This is a genomic window from Bacillus sp. 5mfcol3.1 (assembly GCF_900114335.1).
Taxonomy (GTDB): Bacteria; Bacillota; Bacilli; order Bacillales; family Bacillaceae_G; genus Bacillus_A; species Bacillus_A thuringiensis_S.
The window spans coordinates 1,016,454-1,030,401 of the sequence record NZ_FOST01000001.1; the positions used below are offsets into that span (position 1 = coordinate 1,016,454).

Sequence of the window (13,948 nt, forward strand, 5' to 3'; positions counted from 1 at the left end):
AAAGGTAAGGTGTAAAAGTTATGACTGTAAAAATGAAAGTATACTCAGATTTTATATGTCCGTTTTGTTTTTTAGCAAAAGGTCCATTAGATGAGGTAGCGAAAGAGAAAGATGTAGAGATTGAATGGATGCCATTTGAATTACGTCCAAGTCCATATTCAAAAATAGATCCATGGAATGAACCAGAAAAATTAGGTTCATGGGATGCTTTCATTCTTCCGACAGCGAAGAAGTTAGGAATCGATATGCGCTTGCCACGTGTTTCACCACATCCATATACACATTTAGCTTTCGAAGGATGTCAATTTGCGAAAGAACGTGGACTAGGTAATGAGTATCATCACCGCGTATTCACAGCATTTTTCCAAGAAGAGCAAAACATTGAAGATATTGATGTGTTAACAAAATTAGCGGTAGAAGTAGGACTTCCTGAGGCGGAATTTAAAGATGCTTTAGTAACTCGTAAATATAAAGAAAAGCATCAAGAAGCAATTCAACACGCATATGATGAAGCGAATATTATGGCTGTTCCAACTGTCATGATTGGAGATGAAGTCATTCAAGGGCTTGCTAGTAAAGAAACACTAGAAAGGGTCATTGATAAAGAAATTGAAAAGGATAAAACAAATTCATTTGAAGGTATGCAATGTAATACCGATGGATATTGCTAATTCGCTTGTTATGAAATAACAAAATAAATTATAAAACAAACTTTTGGAGGAATTAAAATGTCAGCAACTACAACAAACTTAAAAGAAGCAATCGTGAACCGCCGTTCAATTCGTAAAGTAGCAAAAAACGATGCAATTACGAAAGAAAGAATTGAAGAAGTGTTAAAAACAGCTTTACACGCACCAACATCTTTCAATATGCAAAGTGGTCGTATGGTTGTATTAATGGATGGAGAGCATGAAAAGTTTTGGGATATCGTTAAAGAAACACTAAGAGCACGCGTACCAGCAGAAAACTTTGAAGCGACTGTAGAAAGACTAAAAGGCTTCCATGCAGGTGTAGGAACAGTTCTATTTTTTGAAGATCAAGCAACTGTAGAAAAAATGCAAGAAAATGCCCCATTATACAAAGATCAGTTCCCATTCTGGTCTCATCAAGGAAATGCGATGTTACAACATACTGTGTGGATGCTATTATCGGCTGAAGGAATTGGTGCATCATTACAACATTACAACCCAATCGTAGATGCTGAAGTGAAAGAAACTTGGAACATTCCAGCAGAGTGGAGCTTAGTAGGTCAAATGCCATTTGGTGAACCAAACGAACAACCAGCAGAAAGAACGTTCTTGCCTACTGAAGATGTAGTGAAATTTTATTAAGAAATACAATATGTAACGAGAAGGAAGCTGTGCTTAAAAACAGCTTCCTTTTTGTAGTGGTGTTAATTTATGCGCATTTAGGGAAGAAATATAAGAAATAATACGGTGAGAAGGGAATTAGAAAAATGAATGATGAGAAAAAATATACAGTGGTAGGTACTGATGTTGAGGAAGTAAAGCGTTTAAATAAAAATTCAGGATTAACGTATAATCAAGTGAAAGAAATGTTAGCAAAGCAAATGCAAAAAAAGAAGTAATTAGATTGAAATCTTTCATTTTTTCATTTAGCATTTTGATTGGAGAGAGTTAAGTAAAAGGTAACTCTCTTTTTTGTATAGCTAAGCATCTTATAGAGTGGAGGAAGCAACATGAAGAAATGGGTAAAGGTAACGCTGTCTATCACTGGAGGCATTGTCTTATTAGCGTGTGTCGGCGGATATTACGTGTATAAAAATTATTTTCCAAAGGAACCTGAGCGTATTGTATATGATAAAGAAAGAGTGCTACAACCGATACATAATCAGCTTAAAGGAATCAATATAGAAAATGTAAAGATAAAAGAAAAAGAAGTCGTAAATGCGACTGTAGATGAGCTGCAAAAAATGATTGATGACGGAAAGTTGTCATATGAAGAATTAACGAGCATTTATCTCTTTAGAATACAAGAACATGATCAAAATGGAATAACATTAAATTCTGTTACAGAGATAAATCCTAATGCGATGGAAGAAGCAAGAAAGTTAGATCAAGAGCGGGGTAGAAACAAAAATTCGAATTTATATGGTATTCCTGTCGTTGTAAAAGATAATGTACAGACGGAAAAAGTGATGCCGACTAGTGCAGGAACTTATGTATTAAAAGATTGGATTGCAGATCAAGACGCAACAATTGTGAAGCAGTTGAAAGAAGAAGGAGCATTTGTTTTAGGAAAAGCGAATATGTCTGAGTGGGCGAACTATTTATCTTTTACAATGCCAAGCGGGTATAGCGGGAAGAAAGGACAAAATTTAAACCCGTACGGTCCGATTACATTCGATACTTCAGGATCAAGTTCAGGATCTGCTACAGTAGTTGCGGCAGATTTTGCGCCGCTTGCAATTGGAACAGAAACGACGGGATCAATTGTTGCACCAGCGGCGCAGCAATCAGTAGTTGGGTTACGTCCATCTTTAGGTATGGTAAGTAGAACAGGAATTATTCCATTAGCTGAAACTCTTGATACAGCAGGACCTATGGCAAGAACAGTAAAAGATGCAGCAACGTTATTTAATGCAATGATAGGTTATGACGAAAAAGATGTTATGACAGAAAAAATGAAAGATAAAGAAAGAATTAATTATACAAAGGATTTATCAATAGATGGATTAAAAGGGAAAAAGATAGGGCTTCTTTTTTCTGTAGACCAACAAGATGAAAATAGAAAAACAGTAGCAGAAAAAATAAAAAAAGACCTTCAAGATGCAGGTGCAATATTGACTGATTATATTCAGTTAAACAATGGGGGTGTAGATAATTTGCAAACTTTAGAATATGAGTTCAAGCATAATGTAAACGACTATCTTTCACGGCAAAAGAATGTACCGGTAAAATCGTTAGAAGAGATTATAGCGTTTAATAAAAAGGATAGTAAAAGACGAATAAAATACGGACAAACATTAATTGAAGGGTCTGAAAAATCTGTTATAACGAAAGAAGAGTTTGAAAACGTAGTGCAAACGAGTCAAGAAAATGCAAGAAAAGAGCTAGATAGGTATTTAGTAGAAAAAGGTTTGGATGCTCTAGTTATGATTAATAACGATGAAGTTCTTCTATCAGCTGTAGCTGGTTATCCGGAATTAGCGGTTCCTGCTGGATATGATAAAAATGGAGAACCAATCGGTGTAGTGTTTGTAGGGAAACAGTTTGGTGAAAAAGAGCTTTTCAATATTGGATATGCGTATGAACAGCAGTCTAAAAATAGAAAATTACCTAGTTTATAAAAGATTATATGAAAAATAACTGGAATCTAACAATATGAAAAGAAAAAAAGGATTCTTCTCAATTAGTAAGAAAGATTGTCTATAGGAGTTCATAAAATGTAATATATTCAATTTCCATCCATTGAAGGGGGAGGTTAATTCTTAATGAATGAAGTAAAGAGTTTTTTTCGAAGTAGAGGGTTTCAACGGTTTCTCGTTTTAATAATAGTAGCGCTTGTATTATACGCATTAAAAAGTATGATTAATTTAATATTAATTACGTTTATACTGACGTTTTTAATGGATCGATTTCAACGTTTTATTTCAAGAAAATTCAAAGTAAACCGGAAAATTGTTATTGCATGTTTATATATAATATTAGTTTCCTTTATAGGCACAACGTTATATAAATATTTACCTGTGCTGACGATACAAATTTCACAATTAATTTATCAGTTTAAACTATTTTTTCAAAATCCACCTGATAATGAAATCGTTAAATATGCACTTTCGACAATTAATGGGATGGAAGTATCAAAATATATAGAACAAGGTGTGGATGTCATCTATCAATCGATAGCAAATATAGGGAAGGTAAGTTTACAAATATTATTATCTCTAATTTTAAGCTTATTTTTCTTATTAGAAAAAGAGCGTATTATTACATTTACATCTAAGTTTAAAGATAGTAAGTTAAAAATCTTTTATGAGGAAATTGCATATTTTGGTGAAAGATTTGCAAGATCGTTCGGCAAAGTAATTGAGGCTCAGTTTTTAATTGCCGTTGTAAATTGTATTCTTACTGTCATTGCATTAATCGTTTTAGGATTTCCACAGCTACTTGTATTAGCTGTTATGATTTTCTTACTAGGGTTGATTCCTGTTGCAGGTGTGATTATTTCTTTGTTTCCACTTTGTATCATTGCTTACAACGTAGGCGGAGTTATGTACGTAGTATACATACTCGTATTCATAACAGTAATCCATGCTCTTGAAAGTTATTTTTTAAATCCGAAGTTTATGTCTGCAAAAACAAATTTACCAATATTCTACACATTTATGATTCTTATCTTCTCAGAGCATTTCCTCGGAATATGGGGGCTTATTATCGGGATACCAATCTTTATCTTTTTATTAGATGTACTTGATATAAATAATGAGGATGCGACTAAAAAATAAGAAATGATAGAAAATCACTAAAAAGTCATAGGAGATAATGAAAATAAAAAGCAATCCAAAATAAATTGGATTGCTTTTTATCTTAATTAAAGAACCGGAGCCATTGTTTCTTTCAATACTTGAACAGAGTGGTCGAATTTTAATTCTTCATCTTCACTTAATTCAACCTCTAAAATTTCACGAACACCGCCGCGATTTAAAACAGCAGGTACCCCGATATAAACATCTTTTTGACCGTATTGACCTTCTAAGTAAGCTGATACAGTTAATACACTATTTTCGTCGTTTAAAATTGCTTTTGTAACACGTAGAAGTGACATACCGATACCATAATAAGTTGCGCCTTTACGCTCAATAATATGGTAAGCTGCATCACGGACGTTTATGAAAATTTTGTCTAAATCTTCTTGATTATACGTGTTGTCTTTTTCAAGCAGTGTTTGTAGTTTTTGGATACCAACGGAAACATGGCTCCAAACTGGAAGTTCAGTATCGCCGTGTTCTCCGATAATATAAGCGTGAATGTTGTGTGGACCAATATCGAAGTACTCACCTAACATATAGCGGAAACGAGCAGAATCAAGCGTTGTACCAGAACCGATTACACGTTCTTTCGGTAAACCAGATTCTTTCCAAGTTACATAAGTTAAAATATCTACAGGGTTTGTTGCGATTAAGAAGATGCCATCAAATCCGCTATCCATAATACTGCGAACGATTTGTTTAAAGATTTTGGCGTTTTTCTCAACTAAATCTAAACGTGTTTCGCCTGGCTTTTGTGGTAATCCAGCTGTAATAACTACAAGGTCAGCATCTTTACAATCTTCGTAGCTGCCTTTCCATACTCTAGTTGGAGCTGGGGCGAATGGAACAGCATGACTTAAATCCATTGCTTCCCCTTCAGCTTTTGCTTCATTTACATCGACTAAAACAAATTCTTCAGCTACGGCTTGGTTAATCATGCAGTAAGCATAACTACATCCAACTGCTCCTGTTCCTACTAATACAACACGGTTAATACCTTTTTTCATTTCAAAATTCCTCGCAATTTCATTGGTTTTGTTATGTAAGATAATACGTCTTACTTCTATAGAGTCATATCTAGTTTATTACATTTTATAAAAGATATTCAAGTATTTGAAAATGTATCCGTGCAAATCTGCGAACAAAACATAGGAATTCAGTGAACCGAATATAATTCAGTAAAATCCTTTGTAAAAGGGGAAATGGTATGGGGAACCCATTAACAATGGAAGAAATGCTTCATATTATTCATGCAGGGCTTGTTAAAAAGAATAACCCAAAACGGATTACGATTGCAGGTGCAGGGATTTCTGGATTAGTTGCAGGTTCTTTATTAAAAGAGGCTGGGCACGAAGTAACGATTATAGAAGCAAATAACAGAATAGGTGGCAGAGTGTATACGATTCGGGAACCATTTAGTGTGGGTTTATATTTTAATGCGGGACCGATGAGAATCCCTGACACCCATAAGTTAACCTTAGCGTATATTCATAAATTTAAACTACCTTTAAACCTTTTTATAAATAAAACTTTTGCAGATATCATTTATACGAATAACATTCAAACGAGATTGAATGTGTTTGAAAATGATCCAAGTGTACTTGAATATCCGGTTTTGGATAAAGAAAAAGGAAAAACGGCAGAAGAGCTAATGATCGAAGTATTAGAACCAATACTAAATTATATTAAGAAGGATCCTGATAAAAACTGGCTTATCGTTGAAAAAAAGTATAAAACGTATTCGCTTGGTTCATTTTTAATGGAGTATTATTCAGATGGTGCAATAGATATGATTGGGGTACTTCTTGATATGGAAGCTTATATGGGAATGTCCTTAATTGAAGTATTACGTGAAATGATTTTCTTTACTTCAACAACGAAATATTATGAAATAACTGGTGGAATGGATAAGTTATCGAATGCATTCTTACCACAATTAAGGGAACATATTTTAATGCAGTATAAGGTTGATAAAATTATACAAGAAGATAATAAAGTAATGTTACAAGGAAATCATGAACAAACGTTAGAGCAATTTACAATAACAAGTGATTTTGCTATTATTACAATTCCATTTTCAGCGTTAAGATTTGTAGAAGTTCAGCCATACTATTTATTCTCTTATTTTAAAAAAAGAGCAATTCGTGAATTAAATTATATTGCTGCAACTAAAATTGCAATAGAGTTTAAAAGTAGATTTTGGGAGAAAGCGGGACAGTGTGGAGGTAAATCTATTACTGATTTACCGATACGGTTTACATACTATCCGAGTTATGGCATTCATACTCCAGGACCAGCTATCGTTATAGCAAGTTATACGTGGGCAGATGAGGCGTTAACATGGGATAGTCTCCCGCAAAGAGATCGTATTCGTTACGCATTAAAAAATTTAGCGGAAATATACGGTGACATCGTCTATAGTGAGTTTGTCACTGGAACATCTTTTAGCTGGAGTAAAAATCCGTATTCTTGCGGTGCATTTACAGCTTTCGAACCAGGCCAAGAGCTCGAGTTATTTCCGTATATTACACCACCATCTGGAAAAGTACACTTTGCAGGAGAGCATACGACATTAACACATGGGTGGATGCAAGGGGCAATTGAGTCTGGAGTTAGAGTTGCATATGAAGTAAATGAACAGTGAATCTCTTATATTTACAAATGGTCATTCTTTTAATAAAATGATAAATATAAATCGTAATTATTACGCTTTGAATACATTTGAAGTAAAGAAATGGATGGTCGGTTGAATGAATAAAGTGGAGATTCATATATTAGGTGGTTTTTTAGGTAGTGGTAAATCAACATTATTACAAAATTTATTGTTAGCAGAGAAAAAGAAGAATAGAAAAGTTGCAGTATTAATGAATGAAATTGGTGAATACTCGGTAGATACAGATATTATTGGAAAAGAGAATGTTTTAAGAGAACTTCTTAAAGGATGTATTTGTTGTACGTTAAAAGAAGAGCTTGAAATACAATTACATTCGTTATACCAACAAGAAAGACCAGATGTAATTTATATAGAAACGACAGGTGTTGCGCATCCAATTGAAGTGTTAGACGCGTGTGTCTCGCCAATTTTAGCTCCTTTTCTGGAAGTGAAATCAATTGTAGTCGTTTTAGATGCAGTAAGGTGGTTAAACCGAAGTATATTAAGTGCAAATGTACAACAGCTATTGCATGAGCAACTTAAATTTGGTAGTCACATTCTTGTTAATAAAGCAGATTTACTAACAGATGAAGATAAGAACACAGTATTTGAAGAAGTAAAGGCAATAAATGATCATGCGAAAATGTATGAGACAAAGTATTGTAATATATCTTTAAAAGATATAGAAGAAGCAGAATTTCCAAATGATGAGGAACATGAGACACTACATGTCAAACAGCATTTACATATACAAACGATGACATATCAATTTACGAAACCGATTGATCAAGACAAATTATATGAATGGCTTTCGAATTTACCAGATAGTATTTATCGAGTGAAAGGTTTTGTGAAATTCCGTGGAGATAAATACCCTCACCTATTCCAATATTCGTTCGGAGTACCAACTTTATTAGAACAAGACTTCGGTTTCCCGACAAACTTAGTAGTAATAGGAGAAGGACTAGATAAGAAACAATTGGCTGAAGGGTTAGAGAAAGTAGAACTTAACTCTAATTAAGGGGAAAAGACTAACTTAAAAATAAGTTAGTCTTTTTGTATGGTCATTGCTGAAATGAAACAGTATTTTCAATTGGATTGCAGAATATATATTGATTGTATGTCCGTTTCCATTACATAGGAAGGTGATTATATATTTGTGCCGAATGTAGAGGGTACTACAAGAGTTTTCCATTATCTATCGAATTAGTTAGTCATGATTACGGACAGGGGATTTTGGCGTGTTTGATTCTATCAGAAAGTAAAGTATGGGGAGGATCACAATGTCGATGAAAAAACGTAAGTGGCTAAAGACAATGTTTACTGGTTGTGTTTTAGGTTCGTTATTAATAACGGCAGCTTGTTCAGGAAAGAAAACAAGTACAGAGGATGAAAAAACGATTAAGGTAGGAGTCCTTGCTTCTTTAACAGGACCGCTAGAATCGTATGGAAAACAAACAGTGAACGGATTTGAATTAGGGTTAGATTATGCAACTGGTGGAACTGGGAAAGTAGATGGGAAAAAGATTAAGTTTGTTGTAGAAGATACAGAAACGAAAGCGGATGTAGCAGTTAAAAAAGCTACGAAGTTATTAGAAGAAGAGAAAGTTGATTTTTTAGTTGGATCGTCTAGTTCAAGTGATACGTTAGCGGTTTTACCACTGGCTGAAGAATATGAAAAGATTATGGTTGTAGAACCGGCAGTTGCGGATAGTATTACCGGGAAGAACTGGAATAAATATATTTTTAGAACTGGAAGAAGTTCCTCACAAGATGCGATTGCAGGAGCAGCAGCAATTGCGAAAAAAGATGTAAAGATTGCGACATTTGCCCCAGATAACGCTTTTGGTCGTGAAGGGATTGCTGCATTTAAAGCGGGTGCGAAAAAATTAGGTGCGAACATTGTGAATGAGCAATACGCGGATACAAATTCAACAGATTTTACAGCGAATATTCAAAATATCATTAGTTCAAAACCAGATTATTTATTTATCGTTTGGGCAGGGGCAAATTCACCTTGGAAACAGTTGAAAGATATGAATGTGGAAGCGCAAGGTATTAAAATTTCTACAGGTGCGCCAGATATACCAGCATTAAAAACAATGGATGCATTAGTAGGTATGCAAGGTTTTTCTGTATATTATCACACACTTCCAAAAAATAAAGTGAATGATTGGCTAGTTGAAGAGCATAAAAAACGTTTTAATGGTGCAGTGCCAGATTTGTTTACAGCAGGAGGAATGTCAGCAGCAATTTCTATTGTAGAAGCCTTAAAGAAAACAAAAGGTGATACAGATGTAGATACCTTGATTAAGAAAATGGAAGGAATGGAATTTGATACACCGAAAGGAAAGATGAAGTTTAGAGAGAAGGACCACCAAGCGATGCAGACACTGTATTCTATCACATTGAAAAAGCAAGACGGTATTGATTATCCGGTGCCAGTGTTAGAGCGAGAATTAACGATGAAAGAAACAGAACCACCAGTTCAAAATAAATAGACTGAATTTTCTGTTGTTTTTGTATAAAGAGGGGGGACCCTCTTTATACATATTTCTTTCATACTCACGGCTTTAAAGGGAGGGATTTCGTGACACATTTGCTAGAGACGAAAAATCTTAGCGTATCTTTTGGTGAACATCAAGTTATTAAAGATGTAAATTTAACTGTCCAAAAAGGAAAACTCATTTCTATTATTGGGCCAAATGGTGCGGGTAAGACAACGTTATTTAATTTACTAAGTGGACAGATTTCACCCACAACAGGTGAAGTGTATTTTAAAGGGCAAGATATTACAAAACTATCGATTTCAGATCGAACACGCTTAGGAATCGGTCGCTCTTTTCAGCTTACAAACATATTCCCAGAATTAACGGTACTTGAAAATGTCCGTTTAAGTGTTCAATCATTCGTACAAGATTACTATAGTTTTTTCCCGAGTTCAGCAAAATTAAAGCAACAAGTTGGAGAGGCGAGACGTTTCTTAAAAACAGTATTACTTCATGAAAAAGAGAACGTATTAGCGAAAGATTTGGCACATGGAGAGAAAAGGAAGCTAGAACTTGCGATGTTATTAGCTTTAAAAACGGATGTGTTATTACTTGATGAGCCGACGGCAGGTATTTCGGTTGAGGAAGTCCCTGCTATATTACAAGTGATTGAAAATATTAAGAAACATCCAGAGAGCACAATTGTACTTATCGAACACAAAATGGATATGATACTAGGTTTGTCAGATCATCTTATCGTTTTATTTCATGGAGAGTTATTGGCTGAAGGATTGCCAGAAGAAATTATGAAAGATGAGCGTGTACAAAGTGCTTATTTAGGGGGATTATATAGTGGCACTATTACAAGTGAATAATATAGAAACGTATTTAGATCAGTTTCATATTTTGCAAGGAGTATCTCTTGCTGTTGAGAAAGGGACGATTACTGTACTGTTTGGTAGAAATGGGGCAGGGAAAACAACGACATTACGTTCAGTGATGGGGTTTCACCGCATTGCAGATGGTGAAATTTATTATGATAGTGCAAAAGTGAGTGGATTACCTACACATTTAATTTCAAGGAAAGGAATAGGGTATGTACCAGAAAATCAAGGTATTTTTCATGATTTGACAGTAGAAGAAACTTTCGCTCTTGCTAGGGGAAAAGGTGAGGAAGTAGAAGGGAAAATAGAGTGGATGCTGGAACTATTTCCGGATTTAAAGCAGTTTTGGAATAAGAAAAGTGGGCTCTTGAGCGGAGGGCAAAAGCAAATGTTGGCTATTTCAAGAGCGTTTATTAATAGTGATGGATTATTACTTATTGATGAACCGAGCAAAGGGCTATCCCCGATAATGGTGGAGAAATTAATGGTAGCTATTTTGAAGATGAAAGAGAAAACAACAGTTTTACTTGTTGAGCAAAATTTTATGATGGCTAGTCAAATTGGCGATTATTTTTACATTATGGATAACGGACGAATTGTTCATAACGGTTTTATGAATGAATTAAAAAAGGATAAGGAAATGTGTCATAAATATTTAGGAATCTCTTAACATGAATCCGAGGTGAAAAGGATGGATGTGTTAATCAATTTATTTGTAAATGGGATTTCAACAGGGATGCTCATTTTTTTGTTAGCATCAGGTCTTTCACTTATTTTTGGTTTAATGAGCGTTTTAAACTTTGCACACGGTGGTTTATTTGCATGGGGAGCATTTACAGGTGTTTGGTTATTTAATATGACAGGAAGTTATATATTAGCTTTAGTTGGAGCAGTAGCCATGGGAATGTTCCTAGGATTTATTTTAGAAAGGTTTCTTATTAGGCCGGTATATGGAAATCATGTTCGACAGCTGCTCGTTACGCTTGGAGGAATGCTCGTTCTTAGTGAGTGTATTAAAATATTTTGGGGGCCAAACCCTATTAGTGCAAAATTACCGTTATGGTTACAAGGAAGTTTTACATTCGGAGGTATTATATTAATTAAATATCGTCTATTTGTTATTTTGATTGGGATAATTATTTACATTGCACTACTACTATTACTCCAAAAGACGAAGATAGGTCTTATGATCCGTGCAGGTGTAATGGATAAAGAAATGGTTCAAGCGCTTGGTATTAATGTAAAAGCGATATTTTCTTTCGTCTTTTTATTAGGGGCAGGGATGGCAGCTTTGGGAGGATTCTTATTAGCGCCGTATTCGGGCGTTATTTTCGCCGAGATGGGCATGCAGTATGCAATTTTAGCTTTTATAGTAGTAATTATCGGTGGATTAGGAAGTGTTCAAGGTTCAGCTATTGCTTCTTTAATTGTCGGATTAGCTGGTGCTTTTACAGCGTATTTTATACCAGATTTATCACTTGCAATTAATATGTTAATGTTACTATTTTTCTTAATAGTGAAGCCAACTGGACTTGTTGGTGAAAAGGGGTGAAATGGTGAACAACACATCGGAACGAATTAAAGTATACTTCGGAGTATGTATGCTCATTTGTTTAAGTGTATTTCCGTTCGTAAATGATTCACGGAGCCTGTTAATTTTGTTCACTCAAATCTTCATCTTTGCTATTTTTGCAATGAGTTTTGATGTATTGCTTGGGTATACAGGAATTGTATCGTTCGGTCATTGTATGTTCTTTGGGATAGGAGCATATGGGGTAGCGCTTTTATTTGATCGACAAGGCGTATCAATAACGAACTTTTTAATTGGAATAGTAGCTGCAATTATCGTTTCAGCAATCGTTAGTTATATAATTGGTTTGCTTTCTTTACGATTGAAAAGTCATTTTTATGCAATGTTAACACTTGCTATTTCACAGTTATTTTTTGTACTTGCTGAAAAATGGCGTGGGCTTACTCACGGAGGAGATGGTTTTACATTTGGTGTACCAGACGTATTCCGTGATCGTTTTACGTTTTATTATGTAACACTTATATGTTTACTTATCATTTTTGTTCTGTTACGTCTTTTCACCAAATCTTCTATTGGAAAAGTATTAAAGGCAATTTCCCAAAATGAGCAACGTGTTGAAGCACTAGGATATAAAGTGCTTCATTATAAAATTATTGCTAGCATTGTTGCAGGAGTAGTAGCTGCGATTAGCGGTGGTTTATTTGTTATCACATTGCGTTTTGTTAATACGACTGTATTTTCAATTGAAATGACATTAAATGCATTATTGATGACGATGATTGGTGGGGTTGGAACGTTAATTGGAGCAATTGCAGGAGCTGGAATTATTGAATCTCTAAAATATTATTTATCAGAACTAGCTACAGAGTATCCAATCTTTGAACGATGGACGATTATTCTTGGTTTATTGTACATTATCGTATTGCTAGTTTTCCCGAAAGGATTAGTTGGCACGGTTAAGGGACTGAAGAATATGAAACGGAATAAGAAGGAGAAAAGTGCAGAAGTGGAGCAAAATGTGTGAAAAATCAATTGTATAGAATATGAAAATCCCTCTTTTAGATTCATAAAGGAGGGATTTTTTATTAACCAAATAGTTCATCAGGGATTTGTTTGAAAGAGTTTTGATTTGTAAAGAAATGAACAGCTAATTTCTCAACTGGAAAATCTTCAATTGGTACCAATTTATCATTTTTAATCGGCAAAAAGGCTATCCCTTTTCCGTCCTGAATAAACTCTTCCATAAGCGAATAAGAATCTAATTGTTGAAGTTGACGCTGAGATAAATTATTTTCTTTTAGAAATTGTATCGTCTTATTTCTAAAAGGGCACTTTTTGTCATTACTAACGAAGAAGAGTTCCTTTGAATAGTCAATGATACATTTTTCTTGATCTTTTAGTAAGCCTATAGAAATTGAAGTAGTAAATACTTTTTTAAAACCTGTACCAGAATCATCCTCATAAGTGATGACCATATCAACTTTTTGTTGCTGCAGTAATTTTGGCAAATGACTACTATTTTCTACATATATTTGATAATTTATGAAATTTTCTTTAATACGCTTACTTAAATAATTAGTCAAAATCGATTGTGACGTCGCGATTATATAAGAAGACCCACTTGTTTTAATTTTATCTTTCGCTTCTTCTAATAGAGTTAATATTTGATTCGTGTAATCTAATAAAATGTCACCAGAAGGTAATAAGGAAACGCCTTTGTTATCTCTATGTAGTAAGGGTGTTTCTAATTCTTGTTCTAATTTTTTGATTCTTTCAGTTACGTTCGGTTGAACATAACCTAACTCTTTAGCAGCTTTACTAATAGAACCCTCACTGGCTACAGTTTTGAATATAATAAGATCATTTATTTCCATATATCTCAGCCCCTTATGCACTATC

At 34.4% G+C, this 13,948-nt stretch carries 14 protein-coding genes; 12 read left to right on the top strand and 2 right to left on the bottom strand.

Annotation, left to right across the window (positions count from 1 at the left end; translation table 11 throughout):
* The first annotated feature begins 20 nt into the window (after positions 1 to 20).
* From BM089_RS05270 to BM089_RS05290, 5 genes are all read left to right on the top strand, one after another.
* Positions 21 to 671 (top strand): DsbA family oxidoreductase, encoded by a 651-nt coding sequence (locus BM089_RS05270; protein WP_000216673.1) that lies wholly within the window; start codon positions 21 to 23, stop codon positions 669 to 671.
* Positions 672 to 728: 57 nt separating this feature from the next.
* Entirely contained in the window at positions 729 to 1,331 is a 603-nt protein-coding gene (locus BM089_RS05275; protein WP_001277011.1) for a nitroreductase family protein, read from the top strand.
* 125 nt (positions 1,332 to 1,456) lie between these two features.
* Positions 1,457 to 1,588, top strand: a complete 132-nt coding sequence (locus BM089_RS31750) for a hypothetical protein (RefSeq protein ID WP_000997344.1) — start codon at positions 1,457 to 1,459, stop codon at positions 1,586 to 1,588.
* A gap of 111 nt (positions 1,589 to 1,699) precedes the next feature.
* Positions 1,700 to 3,310 (top strand): amidase family protein, encoded by a 1,611-nt coding sequence (locus BM089_RS05285; RefSeq protein WP_090976210.1) that lies wholly within the window; start codon positions 1,700 to 1,702, stop codon positions 3,308 to 3,310.
* A 144-nt stretch (positions 3,311 to 3,454) separates the two neighbouring features.
* Positions 3,455 to 4,468, top strand: a complete 1,014-nt coding sequence (locus BM089_RS05290) for an AI-2E family transporter (protein ID WP_090976214.1) — start codon at positions 3,455 to 3,457, stop codon at positions 4,466 to 4,468.
* A gap of 86 nt (positions 4,469 to 4,554) precedes the next feature.
* On the opposite strand, the gene BM089_RS05295 is transcribed toward BM089_RS05290, so the two are convergent.
* Positions 4,555 to 5,499 (bottom strand): L-lactate dehydrogenase, encoded by a 945-nt coding sequence (locus tag BM089_RS05295; RefSeq protein WP_000715321.1) that lies wholly within the window; start codon positions 5,497 to 5,499, stop codon positions 4,555 to 4,557.
* A 200-nt stretch (positions 5,500 to 5,699) separates the two neighbouring features.
* Here BM089_RS05295 and BM089_RS05300 point away from each other — a divergent pair, with 200 nt between their 5' ends.
* The 7 genes from BM089_RS05300 (at position 5,700) to BM089_RS05335 (ending at position 13,073) form a co-directional block, all read left to right on the top strand.
* Positions 5,700 to 7,136: a flavin monoamine oxidase family protein gene (locus BM089_RS05300; protein WP_000528024.1), complete on the top strand. Its 1,437-nt coding sequence runs from the start codon at positions 5,700 to 5,702 to the stop codon at positions 7,134 to 7,136.
* Positions 7,137 to 7,242: 106 nt separating this feature from the next.
* The gene (locus BM089_RS05310) at positions 7,243 to 8,166 is read left to right on the top strand and encodes a CobW family GTP-binding protein (RefSeq protein ID WP_001044941.1); all 924 of its coding nucleotides are present in this window, start codon (positions 7,243 to 7,245) and stop codon (positions 8,164 to 8,166) included.
* Positions 8,167 to 8,428: 262 nt separating this feature from the next.
* Positions 8,429 to 9,646 (top strand): substrate-binding domain-containing protein, encoded by a 1,218-nt coding sequence (locus BM089_RS05315; protein ID WP_000061995.1) that lies wholly within the window; start codon positions 8,429 to 8,431, stop codon positions 9,644 to 9,646.
* A gap of 89 nt (positions 9,647 to 9,735) precedes the next feature.
* The gene (locus tag BM089_RS05320; RefSeq protein WP_000149338.1) at positions 9,736 to 10,509 is read left to right on the top strand and encodes an ABC transporter ATP-binding protein; all 774 of its coding nucleotides are present in this window, start codon (positions 9,736 to 9,738) and stop codon (positions 10,507 to 10,509) included.
* A complete protein-coding gene (locus BM089_RS05325; RefSeq protein ID WP_001196696.1) occupies positions 10,487 to 11,188 on the top strand; it encodes an ABC transporter ATP-binding protein in 702 nt (233 codons plus the stop codon). The genes BM089_RS05320 and BM089_RS05325 overlap by 23 nt, the downstream gene beginning before the upstream one ends.
* Positions 11,189 to 11,209: 21 nt before the next feature.
* Positions 11,210 to 12,070: a branched-chain amino acid ABC transporter permease gene (locus tag BM089_RS05330; protein ID WP_090976216.1), complete on the top strand. Its 861-nt coding sequence runs from the start codon at positions 11,210 to 11,212 to the stop codon at positions 12,068 to 12,070.
* Between the two features lie 49 nt (positions 12,071 to 12,119).
* A complete protein-coding gene (locus BM089_RS05335) occupies positions 12,120 to 13,073 on the top strand; it encodes a branched-chain amino acid ABC transporter permease (protein ID WP_002040965.1) in 954 nt (317 codons plus the stop codon).
* A gap of 61 nt (positions 13,074 to 13,134) precedes the next feature.
* On the opposite strand, the gene BM089_RS05340 is transcribed toward BM089_RS05335, so the two are convergent.
* Positions 13,135 to 13,923, bottom strand: coding sequence for a LysR family transcriptional regulator (locus BM089_RS05340; RefSeq protein WP_090976220.1), 789 nt, complete (start codon positions 13,921 to 13,923; stop codon positions 13,135 to 13,137).
* Positions 13,924 to 13,948 lie beyond the last annotated feature (25 nt).

Coding starts and splice junctions, on each gene's coding strand:
- BM089_RS05275 (WP_001277011.1), top strand. CDS start 729: ATGTCAGCAACTACAACAAACTTAAAAGAAGCAATCGTGAACCGCCGT.
- BM089_RS05310 (WP_001044941.1), top strand. CDS start 7,243: ATGAATAAAGTGGAGATTCATATATTAGGTGGTTTTTTAGGTAGTGGT.
- BM089_RS05295 (WP_000715321.1), bottom strand. CDS start 5,499: ATGAAAAAAGGTATTAACCGTGTTGTATTAGTAGGAACAGGAGCAGTT.
- BM089_RS05335 (WP_002040965.1), top strand. CDS start 12,120: ATGCTCATTTGTTTAAGTGTATTTCCGTTCGTAAATGATTCACGGAGC.
- BM089_RS05315 (WP_000061995.1), top strand. CDS start 8,429: ATGTCGATGAAAAAACGTAAGTGGCTAAAGACAATGTTTACTGGTTGT.
- BM089_RS05290 (WP_090976214.1), top strand. CDS start 3,455: ATGAATGAAGTAAAGAGTTTTTTTCGAAGTAGAGGGTTTCAACGGTTT.
- BM089_RS05285 (WP_090976210.1), top strand. CDS start 1,700: ATGAAGAAATGGGTAAAGGTAACGCTGTCTATCACTGGAGGCATTGTC.
- BM089_RS05340 (WP_090976220.1), bottom strand. CDS start 13,923: ATGGAAATAAATGATCTTATTATATTCAAAACTGTAGCCAGTGAGGGT.
- BM089_RS05300 (WP_000528024.1), top strand. CDS start 5,700: ATGGGGAACCCATTAACAATGGAAGAAATGCTTCATATTATTCATGCA.
- BM089_RS05270 (WP_000216673.1), top strand. CDS start 21: ATGACTGTAAAAATGAAAGTATACTCAGATTTTATATGTCCGTTTTGT.
- BM089_RS31750 (WP_000997344.1), top strand. CDS start 1,457: ATGAATGATGAGAAAAAATATACAGTGGTAGGTACTGATGTTGAGGAA.
- BM089_RS05330 (WP_090976216.1), top strand. CDS start 11,210: ATGGATGTGTTAATCAATTTATTTGTAAATGGGATTTCAACAGGGATG.